A 19,047-nucleotide genomic window follows, 5' to 3' on the forward strand; every position below is an offset into this window, starting at 1 on the left:
GATATGCAGTATCTTTTTCTTTAAAAATCGAATTTTGATAATCCCTTTTCCTTTAAACCCATGATTGTATAAATTAGCAGCTCTTTTTTTATAATCAATTCTGAAAATCTTAAAGTTTAATTCCGTGGAAAAATAAAACCCAGAATTAACCACACAGCTTTAAACCTTAATCATGATAAAAATCCACCCCGGGATAGAGGTGGATTTAAGAAACAAAAGGAATGAACAGGTTCTAAAACCTGTTTCGTTATTTTCTTAAAGAGAACCTCTCTAAGCTAATATAAATTTGGATGTATTTCACCAAACCCGAATCAATCTCAAAAAAACATAAAAAACCTTAAAAAACTGTTAGCCGCAATTCAACTAAATGTAAAGTTTAGCTTCAATAATTGTTAGCAATATTACCTAAACATGAAGTATTAAAAGCCTTCAAAAAAATAGAACAATTAAGAGCTAAAGCCAAGTTGCTTATAATTTTGAAACTTTTAAAAACAAAAAACTCCCGACTTTTAGCCGGGAGCATCATTTCACAAGTGAAATCGAGAAAACGTTCTTAAACTTCCCTGCAAAGTAGAAAACAAATAGGTTTTGCAGTTAAGCTTTCAGAACAAACCTCGAAAGAGAGGCAATTGAACGAAATACTTCATTAATAAATACTATTAAGAACTGCTAGTACTAAGAATTAAAACTCCAAAACTAGCTTATAGATTTAGATAGCACCATCCCCATGCAAGGGTATATTTTAAAAATCGTATTTGCGCTGTAACGCGTAGCGAAGTAATTCTCCCGGCCCATGCAAACCGAGTTTTCTTATCATATTTTTGCGATGCGTTTCTACCGTTGTTTTCCCAATAAACAAAGCATCTGCAATTTCCTGATTGGTTTTGCCTTTACCTACAAGTTTTAGAATTTCGATCTGGCGTTTGGTAAGAGTTCCTTTTGTTTCCTGAACGACATCTTCAGTGGTTAAGCTTAAATTAGGATCGTAATATAAATTTCCTTCAGAAACCGCCAATATCGCCTTCTCCATTTCAGTAAGCGGAGAATTCTTTAGCAAATATCCTGTTGCGCCAGCCTGAAGCATAAGATCTACCGCTTCGTCCTGATCGAACATACTAAAAGCAATGATCGCAATTCTGTCGAATTTCGCTTTGATCAATTTCGCGGCTTCGATACCGTCTATCACTGGCATTCTAATATCTGCCAATACCACATCTGGAATATTTTTTTCAACCAGTTTTACGAGTTCTTCGCCATTTTTTGCATGACCAATGATAGAAATCGTATCGTGATACTTAAAATAGGCCAAAACTCCATCGGCAACGGCTAAGTGATCTTCAGCAATAATTACACGAATCATGTTCTTGGAATATTTAAAATTACCGTAGTACCGCTACCCGACTGACTATCGATATCTACATTACCGCCAAGATGTTCTACCCGTTTTATGATCGAAGCCAAGCCCATCCCGTCGTTATCTTTTATAATAGAAGGATCAAAACCTTTACCATTATCTTCTACCATAATATTAATATGATCTTCGAAAGAAGTAAGATGTACTATAATTTCTGAAGCTTGCGCGTGTTTGATCACGTTGGTAATTAGTTCCTGTACGATCCTGAAAATCGTTATTTCTACACTATTTTCCAGGCGACCTTCCATATCGTGATCTTCTACCTGAACCACAAGATTATTCCCCACAGAAACTTTAGAGGCAAAATTCTTTATCGATGGCACCAAACCTTCGCTGGTTTTTAAACCGGCATTTCGCTGATGCGCATAATTTCTTACCTGTTGGTAGGTTTCATCTAAAAGTGAATTGGTAGCTTTAAATAATTCGTCCTGCTCGTCACGAAGACGATCGGTTTTGGTTTTTAGGTTATGGAAATGAAGTTTCAATGTGGCCAGTAATCCGCCTAAATTATCGTGAAGATCGTTTGCAATGCGTTGGCGTTCTTTTTCCTGCCCCTCGATCATGGCATCTAAACCGGCAAGTTCCTGGTCTTTAAGTTGCTTTTCTAACTGGTTTTTCTCTAAAGCCGATTGTTTTATTTCTAACTGCTTTTTGGCCATGCGGTTGCGATACACCAGATAAGTGGCAATAAGCAACAATACCAGTAAAATTACTCCTGAAATTAACCAAAATCGAGATTGCTTTAATTGCAGATTTTCATTTTCTTTTTTCTGAACCTCGTACTTGGTTTGGATATCGTAGATCGCTTTCTCCTGCTCCTGCAGGTTTAAACTATCCTGGTAAGCCTGGGTTAATTTATAATATTCTAATGCTTTTGCAGGTTGCTCGTCCAGCTCATAAGTTTTAGCTATTAAATCGTATAGAAATTGTTTATCAGCAATTTGATATTCCTTAACTAGACTTAAAAGCGAATCTGCTTTTATATAGTTTAAAATAGCTTTATCATACTCACCTAGCTTCTTATAGGCACTAGCCGTATTTAGATAGCTTGATTGTAGATCTTTCGGTTCCTTATAAAACTTTCTAGAAAGATCAAAATAGTACAAGGCTGAATCCCTGTTTGAGGTAAATTCGTTATACAAAACTCCAAAATTGTTCAACATATCGGCTTCAGCCAGAGTATCCTTGTCTTGTTTTATTAATTGCAGTGCTTTTCTAAAGTATATAAAAGAACTATCTACAGTTTTCTTTTTTGCAAAATTAGCTGCAATCCTAATATAAGCTTTTCGTAAATTCTTAGGATTATTTTGTGATAAATGATAATCTAGGTATGCATCTATATATTCATCATAATTTAAATGTTCACTCCCAATATTTCTTACAACCTGAAAAAGTTCAAGATTTATGGTTGCTACTTTTTCAAGACTGTCCAATTCAGTATAAAGCTTTCGCGCTCTAAGCAATATTGGATAAGCATCTGAATCTTCATTTTTTAATTTATGGTTGGCAGATTGTAAATAATAAAATCTGGCTTTTTGTGGAATAGATAGCGAATTTGTATCTATTTGCGATAGTATATCTAATGACAACTGATAATTATCTGCTTCTTTAGAAGCTTCAGCTTCATCCAAAAGATGTTGCTGAGCAAAACAGGAGGCCAGCCCAAAGATTAAAAATCCACTAAAAACCAGTAACTTTTTCATTATCCCACACCTTTTAAGACACCTTCACCAACAGTTTCGTCATCATCTGGATCGCCAATACCGCCACCTACTCCTGTGCCTAACTTCCAAACTATTTTAAATTTTAAATAGCTAAATTGAAAGTCACTCAAATTCAGAGAAATAGTTTTAGTTGCTACATCGTTACTAGGTTCAACGTTTTTGTCTCCGGTTACATAAATTTTAATCTTTAGAATTTCGGAAATTAATGGGCTGTTACCAATTACTTCGCAAGTGGTATACGAAAAATTATCAGGGAAGTAGAAATCTACGCTATAGTTGCTACCGTCTTTTTGTAAATTATCCACATAAAATAGTGGATTGCTGTTAGAATTACTCATTTTAGAATTTAGATTTTAACATAACTTTAAAAATAAGAAATAAATTAACCCGATAATAAAATGCACCATTTTTATCGAATATTAGCTATCAGAAAGCTTAAACCAAAAATTCACTAGTAAGTTAAAAGCAAAACCACTATTTATTTAAGTATTCATTAACATATTGCAATTTTGTTAAGAATTACATTTTCAAACATTTGTAAGAAACAACTCTCAATCCTTCTAACTTACTACTTGAGCATAAAAAAACCGCCAAAAACTGGCGGTTTAGAAGATAAACTCATTAGGTCAGAAACTCTTAGAAAAAGTCAAGTCTATAAGCTGAAATTGTAAAGTTTTAGGCCTTCTTTATTTTAGGCTTTTTCTTCATTTTATTCAACCAGATAAATGTCCCGGTGATAGGAAGACTAGTTGCTATTAAACAGGCTAGAAAGTATATAAATTTAGAGAAACCACCATAGATGGTTCCGGTATGTAAAGGCTTAATTAAAGAAGTGATTCTTACATTAAGCGGTTTATCATTAAAAATTTCCTTTTTAAGCACTCTCCCGTCACGATCTACAATTAGATTATCTGCAATTATCGGGGAAAGTTTAGCCGATTCGTATTTTCTAATACTATAAACACCTTTATCTCCAGATGGGAAACTAATCGAGGTTTTCCCCTCGTAATTCAGTTCCTGTGCGGTAATCTTTTCAACTTCAGCAATAGATATTACCTCATCTTCGCCAATTTGAGCTTCACTTTCTACGCGCGGGCCACCGCGACCACCAAAAATCTGCGCACCCATAACTTCACTTCCTAAATCACGATACCATTGGAAAGACCAGCACAAACCGGTAAGCGACATCACCACTAAAAAAATACAGGCATAAAACCCTAAAGTATTATGTAAATCGTGGTTAATACGTTTCCATCTTGCCGAAAATTTAATTTTGAAGCCGGGTTTTAAGGTTTTCCATTTAATATTTTTCTTCGGAAACCAAAGCACGATCCCGGTAATCGAAAGGATTAAAAAGATAATAGTTGAAACACCAACGATTGGTCGCCCAATTGAAGAATCCAATAACAACCACCTGTGTAATTTAAACATCGAAAAGAAAAAACCATCTAAAGAAGATTCCTGCGTTTTACTGAATTCTGCCGTATAAGGATTCACATAATAGGTACTGCCACGTCGTTGTTTTGGCGATTCTTTTACACTAAACTCATAAGCTTCGCCTTCTTCAGCCGGCACGGTAACCGAGCTTACGATCCCTTCGCTTTCTAATGCCGATATTAGTTGTTCTACAGATAATTTTTCGTCTCCAGCTTCAACCGTAAAATCTTCAGCAAAAAGATCTTTTATTTCGTGCTCAAAAGTAAGTATGGTTCCGCTTAGACAAACCAAGAATAAAATAATTCCGCTGGCTAATCCTAACCATAAATGAACATCGTTAATAAATGTGCGTAAACCGTACTTTTTCTTTTTCTTCATTATTAAATATATTTAACCAAGTCCAACAAATGCCTGCTGTTGCTAAGATTAGCTAATTTTAAAGGGTTTTATTTAGACTTATTCAAAATTAATGCTTCAAAAATAATCAGCTTTTTCAATTCATTATAATTTAATTAGACCAATTTTAAACAAATTACAATCTAATACTGATAATCAGTATTTTAGATTTTGTTAAAATTTGACCGAATTCTTCTCCTTTGTAGAAAAGACAGGCTTTATCGTATTAGCTTTTGTGATTTTATTAAGAAGTCGTACATTCGGCAGCGTTAGCCTTTATCCTATATGTCACAATTTTGGTTATATCTTAAGTTAGGCCTGGAGCATGTTCTAGATTGGAATGCTTACGACCATATTCTTTTTTTGATCGCTCTGGTAGCTTCGTACACTTTCACCTCCTGGAAAAGAGTCTTATGGTTAGTCACCATTTTTACACTAGGCCATACGCTTGCACTATTTTTATCTACGTACGAAATTGTGATCGTAGACACGACCTGGGTAGAGTTTTTAATTCCGGTTTCCATTATGATCACGGCGATCTATAATATATTTACGGCAAGTAATAAAGAGAAAACCAGCAATCCCGGGCTTTTATATTTTACCACTGCATTTTTTGGGATCATTCACGGGCTTGGTTTTTCAACCTACTTTAAAATGCTAAGTAGCGGATTTTCTTCTAAGATCCTTCCGCTTATAGAATTCGCTTTAGGGATAGAATGCGCACAGGCCATCGTGGTATTATCTGTGCTAATATTGGCGCTTATCGTTCAAAATTTCTTTCAGACCTCTAAGCGTGATTGGATACTGGTTGTTTCAGCCATTGTGATAGGAATTATTCTCCCTATTCTAAGAGATAATTTTAATGCGATTTAAGTAACTTTAACGCCTTAAAATTGGTTTAACCTGTCGCTTACAATAATTTAGCGATTCTTACATTATAAGTTAGGGATTTATAAAGATCTCTTTTCAGAAGACATGCAAAAAGAAAAACAGCTTAAATACGATAAAGCCTATTTAAGAATAGCCAGAGAATGGAGTAAACTTTCTCATTGTAAAAGAAAACAGGTTGGTGCAGTTATTGTAAAAGATAGAATGATCATTTCTGATGGTTATAATGGCACTCCAAGCGGATTTGAGAATTTTTGTGAAGACGAAGAAGGCTACACCAAATGGTATGTTTTACATGCCGAGGCTAATGCAATTTTAAAAGTTGCCGCTTCTACACAATCCTGCCAGGGCGCAACTTTATACATCACCATGTCGCCCTGTAAAGAATGTAGTAAGCTTATACACCAGGCCGGGATTACTAGATTGGTATATTGCGTAGACTATAAGGATAATAGCGGTCTCGATTTTCTTAAAAAAGCAGGTGTCGATTTAATACAGATAACGCAATTAGACGATTGAAAAATAAAAAAAACATATATACCCCACTGCTTTTAGGTATTGCCTGCGCTATTGGCGTATTTATGGGTGGCAAGATAAATTATTCATCTTCAGATCAATTATTTTCATCAAATCCTAAAAAAGAAAAATTAAACCGACTTATCGACTATATTGATTACGAGTACGTTGATGAAGTAAATACAGATAGTATCGTAGATGTTACGGTAAATACGATTTTAAAAGGTCTGGATCCTCACTCGGTTTATATCCCAGAGCAAGAATACGACAATGTTTCACAAAACATGAAAGGTGATTTTGTTGGGATTGGAGTAAGTTTTTATTCGGTCGAAGATACCATTATGGTTATCCAGGCATTAGAGGGCGGCCCAAGTGAAAAAATAGGAATTCGCGGTGGTGATCGCATTTTATATGCTAACGATACGCCACTATTCGATCTTGGCGTAAGCAGCGATTCTCTAACCACTTTCTTAAAAGGAAAACAAGGTAGTAAGGTCGAATTAAAAGTAAAACGACCAGGCAAAGAAGAGCTGCTAAGCTTTAATGTAAAGCGTGATCACGTACCAATTAAAAGTGTGGAAGCGGTTTATATGCTGAATAAAACCGTTGGCTATATTAAAATTAATCGTTTTGCTGAATCGACCTACGAAGAGTTTAATGCTGCAATAAAAGCATTAGAATTAATGGGGGCTAAGGAAATCGCGCTAGATCTTCGTGATAATCCAGGCGGTTATTTAGCTGAAGCAATAAATATTGCAGATGAATTCCTAAAAGATGAAAAACTAATTCTTTTTACAAAGAATAAAAGTGGCTCTATCGAAAAAACTTTTGCTCAGCGCGAAGGCGATTTTGAAGACGGCCATGTATATGTTTTGATCAATGAAAATTCAGCTTCAGCAAGCGAAGTGGTTGCCGGCGCATTGCAGGATAATGATGTGGGAACAATCATTGGAAGACGCTCTTACGGGAAGGGACTGGTACAACGTGAAATGGATCTTGGTGACGGCAGCGCAGTACGATTGACCATCGCAAGATACTACACGCCAACCGGTAGATCTATCCAAAAACCATACGAGAACGGTAACGATAGTTACTTTAGAGATTACGAACGTCGCTATAAAAATGGTGAACTTAAAAGTGTAGATAGTATCAAAGTAGATGATTCTTTAAAATATGTGACACCTGGCGGAAAGATCGTTTATGGCGGTGGAGGAATTATCCCAGATGTATTTATCCCGAAAGACATCGAAATTGAACGCGAACACATCAGGATTTTACTGAATGGTGGCTTTTTAAGCAGATTTGTTTTTCAGGAATTAGAACGAGACAGAAGTTATTACAATTCGCTTTCTAAAACCGAATTCGACAATGAAGTTGAAATTACAGATGAAACTGTCGACAGACTAATAGCTTTCGGAAAAAGTGAAAAACTAAATATTCGCCTTACCGAATATAAGCCCTTAATGAAGCAGTATTTAAAAGCAGTAATGGCGCAACAACTATTTGGCTCTACTTACTTTCAGCAATTAAAGAACGAGGGAGATCCGGTAATCGATAAGGTATTAGAATTATCTGAGAAGAAAAATAACTTTAAAGATTAATGAATTCTATCGATTATCTTGGTACTTATTGTGTGATTCTGCCACTGCTTTTCTTTGTAATTGCAGTTAGCTTCAGGCTTATGGATAATAGTGCTTTGTTATTTCTCCAAAAGGATATTATGGTGAGTTCGTCTTATGTCTCAAGAAATACGATTAAAAGGCATATCGCTTCGAACCCAGATAAGGTTTTTACAGGCAAACTTAGAAGAGCTTTACTTTATCGCGGCTTGCATCGCATCTTCATCATATTAATGATCACTTCTACGATCACCGCTATATGCTGCTTTATGCTAGCTTAACTTATCATGAACTTTGGTGTGTTCACCGCCATTCCAATCGGTAAGAATATCTGTTGCTACAGCGGCCCCGCTTCCGCAGGCAATAGAAAACTGACTACGCCAACCGGCCAAAGAACCGGCCACATAAAGGTTAGGCACTACAAGATGATCTTCATTTATTAACTGGACGCGATTTTTTGAAGCTTTCGCTTTTTTATGCGGAATCACATATTCGTCTATTCCCCCAATTCTAAAATTATCTGAATAGCCAATAGCGATCACTACTTTTTTCGCTAAATAATTGTTCTTATTTGTATTAAGCTTGTAAACACCGCTTTCGTTCTTGCTAATATGCTGAAGTTTCTCGCCTTTTAATTGTTCTACTTTTGGATATAAGTCTTCTAATTGTTTTGGTCCTGCTTTAAGTACGTCCATTCCTTTAGTTCCCGGTTGTAACCCAAGCACATTATTAAAAAGTGCTGTTTGTAGATCTGATGTTTTTTGATGCATCACGATCCCCACTTTTTTGTCTTTGGCAAATTCCTTTTCTAAACCAGATCCTACAACTAAAGCACAAGACATCCCTGCAGCTCCTCCTCCAACAATTAAAAGGTCATATTCCATATTATTGATTATGTTTTTTTGCGATCGTTCTGGAAACTAAAAGAATTCCCATTAATACAATTACACAAAGACTTGCTACAATTGCAATTAATGCTGTTCCACTTTCGTCTTCCATAAGATTATTGAAATCTAAAATAGTGATATTAAATCCAATAACAACAATTCCTAAAAAAACGATGGTGTAGATTAAATACTTTGTCATGAAAATAAACTCTGAATGTTTGCGGCAAAAAGTTTAACGGCGATTGCCAGTAAAATAACGCCAAATATCTTTCGGATAACATTTATACCCTGCGATCCCAAAACCCGCTCTATTTTTCCTGAAGATTTTAAGACGATATATACAAAGATAATATTGATTATGATAGCCACAATAATATTTATGGTTTCATATTCTGCTCTAAGCGATAAAAGCGAGGTCATAGTTCCTGCGCCGGCAATTAAAGGAAAAGCCAAAGGCACGATCGATGCAGATTCTGGTGCATCATCTTTATACAAGCTAATTCCCAAAATCATCTCTAAAGCCAAAAAGAATAGAATAAAAGAACCCGCTACTGCAAACGAGTTTACATCGATCCCAATAAGATTTAAGATCTCTTTCCCTAAAAACAAAAAAGCGATCATTAATAAACCGGCAACGATCGATGCTTTTTCACTTTGTATATGCCCTACTTTTTTTCGTAGATCCAATACAATAGGAATGCTTCCAATAATATCGATTACCGCAAATAAAATCATTCCTACAGTAAACACTTCCCTGAAATCGAACAAATTAAACATAGCTCAAAATTTTTTGCAAAAGTAAATTTTCATAACGATTTTAGTTATTTTCAGTTATAAATATTTCTCAAAAACATAAAATTCAGGATATCTATTCTACGCCTAGCCTAGAACCATTTTAAATCGCTGTTCTGCGGCAAATAATAAAGCGCTTTTCTTTATAAAATCAATCTTAAAATTATCTTTGCCGTATGTTTCAGTTAGGTAAAACCATAGTTTCAGAAGAAATTCTAAAGAAAGAATTTGTTTGTAATCTTTCTGCCTGCAAAGGAGCGTGCTGCGTAGACGGCGATGCTGGTGCTCCCGTAGAAGAGTACGAGAAAGAGATCATGGATAAAATTTATCCAAAAGTAAAACCATTTCTTAGGCAAAAAGGAATCGATGCCATCGAAGAACAGGGAAGATATATCACCAACGACTTTGGCGAGATCGAAACGCCGCTTATCGATGGTGCAGATTGCGCTTATGTGACTTTCGATGACAAAGGCACTGCTCTTTGCGGTATCGAAGAAGCCTATAACCAGGGCGAAATCGATTGGAAAAAACCGGTTTCCTGCCACCTTTACCCGGTGCGCGTTCAGGATTATTCAGAGTTTTCTGCCATAAATTATCACCAATGGCATATTTGCGACGATGCCTGTAGCCTTGGCGAAGAATTGGGCGTACCCATTTATAAATTCACCAAAGAAGCTTTAATTAGAAAATTTGGGGAAGACTGGTATACCGAATTAGAAAAAGTAGCCGAAAAATTATAATCTGGGCGTTGCCTACGGCCGGGCTTTCGCTACTCGCTTCGCGAGATCTATCGATCTTGCAAGAGCTCAAACAAACCGCTCTATCCCTAACGCAAAACCAAAATCATGAACTGGGAACAACTATTATCACTAAAACGATCTGGAGATACCAATAAAAGATTACGTAAAGAACAAGACGAAACTCGCTTAGGTTTCGAAGTAGATTACGATCGTATCATTTTTTCTTCAGCCTTTAGAAGTTTACAGGATAAAACCCAGGTAATCCCGCTTTCTAAAACAGACTTTGTACATACGCGTTTAACCCATAGTTTAGAAGTTTCTGTAGTGGGCCGTTCTTTAGGACGATTAACCGGAAAAAAGATCTTAGAAAAGCATCCACATCTTAGCAACATTCACGGTTACCAAATGAACGATTTTGGAGCCATTGTTGCCGCGGCTGCTTTAGCACATGATATAGGAAATCCTCCTTTTGGACATTCCGGAGAAAAAGCAATAGGCGAATATTTCTTAAATGGAAACGGTAAAAGATTCAAATCACAACTTAGCGATAAAGAATACCAGGATTTGGTGAAGTTTGAAGGTAACGCAAACGGATTTAAAATTCTTACCGAAGATCGACCTGGTACGCCGGGAGGTTTAAGAATAAGTTACGCAACTTTAGGTGCTTTTATGAAGTATCCCAAAGAATCCTTACCTCACAAACCCACAAAAAATATTGCCGATAAAAAATTTGGTTTCTTTCAAAGTGAAAAAGAAACTATGCTGGATGTTGCAGAAGAACTGGGCTTATCTAAAACCGGTAAAGATGGAGATATTAGCTTTTCCAGACATCCTTTAGCTTTTCTAGTAGAAGCTGCAGATGATATTTGTTACACTATTATCGATTTTGAAGACGGTATAAACCTTGGCTTGATCGATGAAGATTATGCCTTAGAATATTTGATAAAACTGGTTAAGGACAACATCTCTACGCCAAAATATAACTCGCTGCAAAGCACAGCAGATCGTTTAAGTTATCTGCGATCTTTAGCAATTAACACTTTAATTCGTGAAGCTGCCGAAATATTCTTAGCGAACGAAGAAGCTATTCTTGCGGGAGAATTCCATCAGGCACTTTTTGATAAAAGTAAATACGAAGCGCAGATCAAAGATATTATCAAAATTAGCGTTGAAAAGATCTATCAAAGCGAAGAGGTGATCAATAAAGAAATTGCCGGCTATAAAATGCTGGAAACTTTACTAGACACCTATACTAGCGCATTTTTACCAGAACGCGAAGATTTGGATTCTAATTTTAATGATCTGGTCTTAAAATCTGTTCCAAAATTAAAACACCTACAAGCTGAAACTTCAGTGTATCAAAAATTAATTCAGGTTTGTTCGTACACCGCATCGCTAACCGATGGGTTTACAGTTTCTTCTTTCAAAAGATATCAGGGATCTGGTTTTTAATTTTCAGAAGAAATTATTTGGAATAAAGATCAATGATATCTTGACATATCTGCCAAATTATTGATCGAGGATTTCAGCTTAAAAGACATAGGTAAATCCAATCCCTAAAAGCTGTTTCCATTGCACTCTGGCTCCCAGGGTTTCCAGTTCGCCGTCGCCATCGACATCTTCTTTATATTTCACGTCGTTATCATAGAGAAGGTGCGAGCCAATGTTAGCTTTTATAAAGTCGTTTACTTTCATATCAAAAGCCAGTTGCCAATCGACATCGATATTTCCAAAATCCCGAAGATAATCTGAATACAAACTTATCTGGGTATTCATATTCACGTTTGGAAACACCTGTTTTTTAAAATCGCTGGTAATTAAAAAACCAAATTCAGATCGTACTTTACTTCCTTCGTCAATTAGATTTCCAAGCTCATCATATTCCGCTGGATCAACACCAAAAGCACCTTCGTTAGCTAAACGCTGGTCGAGCACAAAAGTAGATTTCTCTGTCACCGGAGAGATATAGGCATTAAAATTTTCGTCTGGATGCGAAAACTGCGTACCTACACCAATTAGAAGGTAACCCGGCGCCATGAATTTAGAGATCGCATTTTCTGTATTAGGATATTTATAACCATTAGCAAACTGAGTTCTAAAATCGATATTTCCAGAATAATACCAGTTAGAAACCGAGTCTCTACGGTATCCAAAAGTAGTTTTAAACTGAATTTGATCGTCGGTTTTTCGAACTTCCTGACCTTCCTGGGAGTTTAAACCATATCTTAACGAGAGGTAATTTTTCCAGCTAGTAAGCTTTTTCTTGTAGTTTCTTTCGAATTGCCCATGAAACAATGCTGAAATGGAATTATTTCCACCGGCATTCCAGTTTACAAAGGCTACTTCGCTTAAATTCACTCCAACTGAATTCTTTTCAGACCAGTATATCACTACAGGCTCGACCTCTGCAGAATCTTGCGGCGTCTGTGTGGTGTCTTGCGCCGTTTGATTTTGTGCACACATCGATAAAGAAGAAAGACCCAGATAGCATGAAATACAAATTAAACTAATGGTTAATCGCACTTTCATTGGTTATTTAGATTATTCGGATTCGCAAAATTAAAATTTATAATAAATATTTCACCTGGCGGACAATACTTTTAACGTCTATTCCGGCGATTTCTTGTAATTCGCCAATTTTTCCATGTTCTATAAAATGATCTGGAACTCCTAAACACTTTATTTTATTCGTGTAATTATGCTCTGCAGCGAACTCTAATATCGCACTACCAAAACCACCTTTTGCCACACCATCTTCTAGCGTTACAACAGTTTTATATTCTTTAAAAACCTTGTGTAGCATGGTTTCATCCAAGGGTTTTGCAAACCTCATATTATATAATCCTAACTCTTCTTCTATTTGTTTTAAAGCTTCTTTTGCGTTCTTAATGATCGCCCCTAAAGCTAAGATTGCAAGATTTTGGCCTTCTTTTTCACAAACCGCTTTTCCAATTTCTAAGGCTTCAAAAGGAACCTGCCAATTGTTAGTAACACCTCTTCCTCTTGGATAACGTATTGCGATTGGATGCGCTATACCTAATTGAGCGGTATACAAAAGTTGTCTTAATTCAATTTCATTTGCCGGGGCAGCGACGATCATATTTGGGATTGCCCGTAAATAAGCCAAATCGAACAAACCATGATGTGTAGCGCCATCTTCGCCAACCAAACCAGCTCTATCCAAACAAAAAACAACAGGTAAGTTTTGCAGCGCTACATCGTGAATTACCTGATCGTAAGCCCGCTGTAAAAAAGTGGAGTAAATATTACAAAAAACTACTGCGCCCTGCGTGGCCATCCCGGCAGCTAAGGTCACAGCATGCTGTTCAGCAATACCAACATCAAAAGCTCTTTCAGGAAAAGCTTTCATCATATATTTTAGGGAACTTCCGGTAGGCATTGCGGGAGTAATCCCTATAATCTTTTTATTTTCTTTTGCTAATTCAACCAAAGTGAGCCCAAAAACATCCTGATATTTTAAAGGTAAACCTTCAGAATTTCGGGGCAATAATTCACCGGTTTCTGGCTGAAATTTACCCGGTGCGTGATATTTCACCTGGTCTTCTTCAGCTTTCTTTAAACCTTTACCTTTTTTAGTTATAACATGAAGAAATTTAGGACCTTTAATTTGCTGTAATTCTTTCAGAATCGATAATAAAGCATCCAGATCGTGACCATCTACCGGCCCAAAATAATTGAAATTAAGCGCCTCGATGATATTGCTTTCCTTAGGCTTATAACCAACTTTAGCTTTGGTAAGATATTCTTTTAAAGCACCTACACTAGGATCGATCCCTATCGCATTATCATTTAAGATCACCAACAAATTAGCATTGGTTACTCCGGCATGATTTAAACCTTCAAAAGACATTCCGCTTGCGATAGAAGCATCACCGATAACTGCAATATGCTGTTTTTCTATATCTCCGTTTAACTGAGTAGCCAAAGCCATTCCCAGCGCTGCAGAGATAGATGTTGAAGAATGTCCAACCCCAAAAGTATCATAAATGCTTTCCTCTCTTTTCGGGAATCCGCTTATGCCTCCTAATTGCCTGTTGGTATGAAAATTATTTCTACGACCGGTTAAGATCTTATGCCCATAGGCCTGGTGACCAACATCCCATACCAATAGATCATTGGGAGTATCAAAAATAAAATGCAGTGCGATGGTTAATTCTACAACACCAAGACTCGCACCTAAATGACCTTCTTTTACCGCAACCACCTGGATAATATAATGCCTTAATTCGTTGGCCAGAAGCTGTAATTCCTGCAAAGACAAACCTCTTAGATCTTCGGGTTGTTCTATTTTATTTAAAACCTGATACTCCATATTCTTGACAAATTTAATTTTATCCTGAAACTATTTTGAATATTTAGCGCTTCCTTTTTTATCTTGCTTAAAAATTATAGCGTGCTTACACCATACGACGATACTTATTTTATGAAGAAGGCTTATGAAGAAGCCGAAATTGCTTTTGAAAAAGGCGAAATTCCTGTTGGTGTAGTAGTAGTGATCAAAAATCGAATTATAGCACGCGGTCACAATCTCACCGAAACTTTAAACGACGTCACCGCACATGCCGAAATGCAGTCTATCACAGCAGCCGCCGGATTTTTAGGAGGAAAATACCTAAGAAACTGCACGATGTACGTTACTTTAGAACCTTGCCAGATGTGTGCCGGTGCGCTATATTGGAGTCAGCTTTCTCGATTGGTTTTTGGAGCAAAAGATGAGCATCGAGGTTATCAAAAATTCGGAGTTCAATTGCATCCAAAAACAGAAGTTTCCCAGGGAATTATGGAGCAGGAATGCAGCCAGCTGCTAAAAAAATTCTTTATCGAAAAACGTAATCTTAACTAGTGATAGCTTAGGATTGCCCTGGTTTTTAGGAAAACTTTTAGGCTTCAAGAATTAAAAGTGTTATAGATAGTTAAAATTTATTCCCATCTCTGATTTTTTTTGAAATTTCACATCGCCCTACGGCAATTTCGACTTTTCAGATAACTAACAGGATTTACATGGTTAAGAGATTTATACTTCAGCAAACCACTTTCAGCTTCAATAAAATTTACTTTGTTTTTTGCCTAATATTAGCAATAAGTAGCACCTATTCTTACGCTCAGCAATCTGATAGAAAAGTTTCACAAACTTTCTATTTTACAGGGAACACCGGTGTAGATGAATCCAATTATACAAAAGAGGTTCTTTCAGCAATAAACCAAATGTCGCAACAAGATGAGAAAGCAACATTTGTAGCTTTGGGTAATATTACTTCTAAAAATGGATTCCCTCCAAAGAAAAAAGATCGTGAAGCGGCAAAAGAGCGACTTCGTAAAAGTCTTATGGAACCAATGGAAAATTTTAACGGACGTGTAATTTATACGCCTGGTAAAAATGAATGGAACAAAAACGGCCATGAGAATATCGACGATATGGAATCTTTTATTCAGGATAACAGTAATGCTGAATTTTGGCCTAACGATGGTTGTGTTCGTGAGATCGAAGACCTGGACACAGAGAATATTGAACTTTTAATGGTAGATTCTCAATGGTTCTTAGAAGATTGGGATGAGCATTTATATATTAATAACAAATGTGAGTTAAAAACGCGCGACGAATTCTTTACCAAATTTAAAGACGACCTTAAAGACGAGCAAAACAAAACGGTTATCGTAGCCATACATCACCCTATTTTAAGTAATACAAGACGTGGTTTTTTTGAAAAAACCGGCGGTTTTAATAAGGAAGATTTCTACAGTCAGCAACGTAAACAATTAAGAGGAACTATAGAAACACTGGCAAGTATGTTTCCTGATGTGATATTTGTTTCTTCTAGCGATAAAAACCTACAATATTTGGCAGACGATGGTATTCCACAAATCATAAGTGGTACTGGCGGAAAGAAAACGAAAAAAGCAAGAGCCGATGAAGATGACGGGCAGTTTGCTTCAAGCGATCATGGTTTTGCCAGACTTACTGTTTACGACGATAACAGCTCTGAAGTTGAATTTTATTCAGTTGAAAATGGAACTCCTGAAAAATTATTCAGCAAGATCATTAAAAGACAGCAAACAACGATGGACGAAGTTTCTTATCACGATATAAGTGACTGGCCAGCTACTAAAAAAGCTTCGATATACACCAAAGAAGAAACTTCTAAATCTGATGTATATAATTTCTTTTGGGGAACACATTATCGCGATGTGTATAGCAAAGAAATCGAGGCTCCTGTTTTAGACCTTAGCAAATTACCAGGTAATCCTGTTGCGATTTCTGAAGGTGGTGGACACCAATCCAGATCGGTAAGAATTAAGGATGATGAAGACCACGAATATACTTTACGTGAACTTAGAAAAAGTGCGGTTAGATTTATACAATCTGCCATTAAAAATCACTACGTAGAGGATTATATGCAAAACACCGTAGCCGAAAGAATTGTGCAGGATTTTTATACCACAGCACATCCTTACGCGCCTTTTGCATTAAACCCAATCTTAGATACGCTTAATATCTATAATGCCGAGCCAGAGATCTATTACCTGCCAAAGCAAAAGAACCTGAATATTTTTAACGAAGATTACGGGGATAAACTTTATATGAAAGAAGTGCACGCAGGTGACGAAAATAAAGACAATCCTAAATTTGGAACTCCAGATGATATCGTCTCTACCACAGATCTTTTATTGGATATGCGCGAATCTAAAGAATATAAGATCGACGAATCTGAATGGATCAAAGCACGTTTAGTAGATATGTTAATTGGGGACTGGGATCGTCACAACGATCAATGGCGTTTTTCTGAATTTAAACAGGAAGACGACACTAAACTTTACAAACCAATACGCCGTGATCGTGATCAGGCTTTTCCAAGATATGATGGTTTGCTTATCAAGTTTTTAAAACTTGCTATCGTAGATTTTCGAAAGATGCAGGATTACGAAAAAGGAGTTAAGAGCATCAAATGGCTAAATTTTGATGGATATTCTTTAGACCAGGCGTTTATTAAAAACCTGGACTGGGAAGACTGGAAAAATCAAGTCGAATTTATCCAAAATCAGCTTACAGATCAGGTAATCGACAATTCATTTAAAGTTTTGCCAGAAGAAGTTCAGGATCAATCTATAGAAGATATTAAAAAAGCAATGAAAGAGCGACGTGATAATCTTTTAGAGCCAGCTCGCGCTTATTATGAGTATTTAAATCGCTTCCAGGTGATCACTGGGACAGAAGAGGATGACAAATTTCTTATCACCAGAAAACCTAACGGAAAAACAACAATTTCGATCGAAACTGAAGATGAGATGGTTTTCGAACATACTTACGATAAAGAAACTACCAAAGAAATATGGTTGTATGGTTTAGACGGGAAAGACGATTTTAAAATTGAAGGTGACGGTGATCATTACATAAAGCTAAAAGTAATTGGTGGAGAAAATAACGATACCTATGAATTTGAAAATAACCGTAACGCAAGACTTTACGATTACAAGAATAAAAAGAATACCATAAAAGGTAATAGCAGCAAATGGCTGGTAGACGATTACGATGTAAATAACTATAATCCAGATAAGAGAAAATACAGCACAAACACCATGTTCCCGGCAATTGGTTGGGATCCAGATGCAGGATTTAAAGTTGGGGTTTCAGACACTTACACTACTTATGGATTAGCCAATAATCCTTTCCAATCGCAACATATTTTTGGCGCAGCATATTTTTCTGCCACTAATGGATTCGAATTTACTTATTCTGGAGAATTTGCACATATTTTCCATAACTGGAACTTTGGAATAGAAGCTGGATTTACAAGCCCTAATTATGCGATCAACTTTTTTGGCTACGGAAATGAAACCAGTTACGATGACGATGCGGTAGATAGAGATTATAACCGAGTAGGAATTGCACAATGGAATATCGCTCCTTCTTTGATCTATCGAAATGGAAGCGGAATAAACTTTGCTATTAAACCAATGCTCGAATCTCACGAAGTAGATTACAAAATGAATGAAGCTACTGGCGAATTTTTTAATCCTGATAATGATGTTTTCGAAAGCCAGATTTATGCCGGTGGAGAGCTTTCATTTCAGTATAAAAATAAAGGGAACGAACTGGCTTTTCCAAGAAGAGGATTACAGTTCGATATCGCTACAGGTTATAAGACAAATATCGACGAATTCGACAACGAATTTGTATATTTGAAACCATCTTTATCTATAGATTATCCATTACATGAAAGTGGGCTGGCAGTGCTTGCAACTAAGATTGGAAGCCAGATGATTTTTGGTGATAATTACGAATTTTATCACGGCGCAACCTTAGGTGGTAATTATAGTTTAAGAGGCTATAGAAACGAACGCTTTAATGGTAAAACATCATTTTATCAAAGTACAGATCTACGTGTAGGAATCACTAAATTTAGAACCAATTTTGTTCCTGTAAGAATGGGATTCACTGTAGGTTTTGATTACGGTCGCGTTTGGGAAGACGATGATAACTCAGATGTTTGGCATAACGATTTTGGTGGTTCGATCTTTATAAATGGGTTTAACGCACTTTCAGGTAATTTAGGATTATATCATAGCGAAGATGGAAACAGAGTAATGTTCTCGCTAGGATTTAACTTCTAAAAC

General features: G+C 36.4%; 17 protein-coding genes. 8 read left to right on the plus strand and 9 right to left on the minus strand.

Features of this window, described 5'->3' with window-relative positions:
• Window positions 1-742: 742 nt before the first annotated feature.
• The 4 genes from INR75_RS02540 to INR75_RS02555 form a co-directional block, all read right to left on the minus strand.
• Window positions 743-1,360 carry a response regulator transcription factor gene (locus INR75_RS02540; protein WP_223090626.1) on the minus strand — a complete coding sequence of 206 codons (618 nt, stop codon included), beginning with the start codon at window positions 1,358-1,360 and terminating at the stop codon, window positions 743-745.
• Window positions 1,357-3,117 carry a sensor histidine kinase gene (locus tag INR75_RS02545; protein WP_223090627.1) on the minus strand — a complete coding sequence of 587 codons (1,761 nt, stop codon included), beginning with the start codon at window positions 3,115-3,117 and terminating at the stop codon, window positions 1,357-1,359. Before INR75_RS02545 ends, INR75_RS02540 begins: the two co-directional genes overlap by 4 nt.
• Window positions 3,117-3,476, minus strand: coding sequence for a hypothetical protein (locus INR75_RS02550; RefSeq protein WP_223090628.1), 360 nt, complete (start codon window positions 3,474-3,476; stop codon window positions 3,117-3,119). The genes INR75_RS02545 and INR75_RS02550 overlap by 1 nt, the downstream gene beginning before the upstream one ends.
• A 337-nt stretch (window positions 3,477-3,813) precedes the next feature.
• On the minus strand, window positions 3,814-4,953 hold the full coding sequence (locus tag INR75_RS02555) for a PepSY domain-containing protein (protein WP_223090629.1): 1,140 nt from the start codon (window positions 4,951-4,953) through the stop codon (window positions 3,814-3,816).
• Window positions 4,954-5,256: 303 nt separating this feature from the next.
• Between INR75_RS02555 and INR75_RS02560 the strand changes: the two genes are divergently transcribed.
• The 4 genes from INR75_RS02560 (at window position 5,257) to INR75_RS02575 (ending at window position 8,275) form a co-directional block, all read left to right on the plus strand.
• Window positions 5,257-5,844 carry a HupE/UreJ family protein gene (locus INR75_RS02560; protein ID WP_223090630.1) on the plus strand — a complete coding sequence of 196 codons (588 nt, stop codon included), beginning with the start codon at window positions 5,257-5,259 and terminating at the stop codon, window positions 5,842-5,844.
• A 102-nt stretch (window positions 5,845-5,946) separates the two neighbouring features.
• Window positions 5,947-6,378 (plus strand): dCMP deaminase family protein, encoded by a 432-nt coding sequence (locus tag INR75_RS02565; protein ID WP_013069933.1) that lies wholly within the window; start codon window positions 5,947-5,949, stop codon window positions 6,376-6,378.
• Window positions 6,375-7,976 carry a S41 family peptidase gene (locus INR75_RS02570; RefSeq protein ID WP_223090631.1) on the plus strand — a complete coding sequence of 534 codons (1,602 nt, stop codon included), beginning with the start codon at window positions 6,375-6,377 and terminating at the stop codon, window positions 7,974-7,976. Before INR75_RS02565 ends, INR75_RS02570 begins: the two co-directional genes overlap by 4 nt.
• The gene (locus tag INR75_RS02575; RefSeq protein ID WP_223090632.1) at window positions 7,976-8,275 is read left to right on the plus strand and encodes a hypothetical protein; all 300 of its coding nucleotides are present in this window, start codon (window positions 7,976-7,978) and stop codon (window positions 8,273-8,275) included. Before INR75_RS02570 ends, INR75_RS02575 begins: the two co-directional genes overlap by 1 nt.
• Here the strand turns inward: INR75_RS02575 and INR75_RS02580 are convergent.
• Genes INR75_RS02580 through INR75_RS02590 form a run of 3 tightly spaced genes read right to left on the minus strand, consistent with a single transcriptional unit; the run spans window position 8,267 to window position 9,658 of the window.
• Window positions 8,267-8,878, minus strand: a complete 612-nt coding sequence (locus INR75_RS02580; RefSeq protein ID WP_223090633.1) for an FAD-dependent oxidoreductase — start codon at window positions 8,876-8,878, stop codon at window positions 8,267-8,269. The genes INR75_RS02575 and INR75_RS02580 overlap by 9 nt on opposite strands.
• Window position 8,879: 1 nt before the next feature.
• Window positions 8,880-9,080, minus strand: coding sequence for a hypothetical protein (locus INR75_RS02585; protein ID WP_084842423.1), 201 nt, complete (start codon window positions 9,078-9,080; stop codon window positions 8,880-8,882).
• A complete protein-coding gene (locus INR75_RS02590) occupies window positions 9,077-9,658 on the minus strand; it encodes a MarC family protein (protein ID WP_175486955.1) in 582 nt (193 codons plus the stop codon). Before INR75_RS02590 ends, INR75_RS02585 begins: the two co-directional genes overlap by 4 nt.
• Window positions 9,659-9,849: 191 nt before the next feature.
• Between INR75_RS02590 and INR75_RS02595 the strand changes: the two genes are divergently transcribed.
• Both INR75_RS02595 and dgt read left to right on the plus strand, forming a co-directional pair.
• The gene (locus tag INR75_RS02595) at window positions 9,850-10,413 is read left to right on the plus strand and encodes a DUF3109 family protein (RefSeq protein ID WP_092539616.1); all 564 of its coding nucleotides are present in this window, start codon (window positions 9,850-9,852) and stop codon (window positions 10,411-10,413) included.
• A gap of 105 nt (window positions 10,414-10,518) precedes the next feature.
• On the plus strand, window positions 10,519-11,865 hold the full coding sequence (gene dgt / locus INR75_RS02600) for a dGTP triphosphohydrolase (RefSeq protein WP_223090634.1): 1,347 nt from the start codon (window positions 10,519-10,521) through the stop codon (window positions 11,863-11,865).
• A gap of 78 nt (window positions 11,866-11,943) precedes the next feature.
• On the opposite strand, the gene INR75_RS02605 is transcribed toward dgt, so the two are convergent.
• Complete coding sequence (locus tag INR75_RS02605) at window positions 11,944-12,942, minus strand: DUF3078 domain-containing protein (RefSeq protein WP_245758546.1); 999 nt, start codon at window positions 12,940-12,942, stop codon at window positions 11,944-11,946.
• A gap of 37 nt (window positions 12,943-12,979) precedes the next feature.
• On the minus strand, window positions 12,980-14,746 hold the full coding sequence (gene dxs / locus INR75_RS02610) for a 1-deoxy-D-xylulose-5-phosphate synthase (RefSeq protein ID WP_223090635.1): 1,767 nt from the start codon (window positions 14,744-14,746) through the stop codon (window positions 12,980-12,982).
• A gap of 81 nt (window positions 14,747-14,827) precedes the next feature.
• Here dxs and INR75_RS02615 point away from each other — a divergent pair, with 81 nt between their 5' ends.
• Together INR75_RS02615 and INR75_RS02620 are read left to right on the plus strand one after the other, a co-directional pair.
• On the plus strand, window positions 14,828-15,277 hold the full coding sequence (locus tag INR75_RS02615; protein ID WP_092540570.1) for a nucleoside deaminase: 450 nt from the start codon (window positions 14,828-14,830) through the stop codon (window positions 15,275-15,277).
• A gap of 158 nt (window positions 15,278-15,435) precedes the next feature.
• Entirely contained in the window at window positions 15,436-19,044 is a 3,609-nt protein-coding gene (locus tag INR75_RS02620; protein WP_223090636.1) for a metallophosphatase, read from the plus strand.
• Window positions 19,045-19,047: the final 3 nt, after the last annotated feature.

It is taken from the genome of Zunongwangia sp. SCSIO 43204 (assembly GCF_019904275.1).
GTDB classification, from domain to species: Bacteria; Bacteroidota; Bacteroidia; order Flavobacteriales; family Flavobacteriaceae; genus Zunongwangia; species Zunongwangia mangrovi.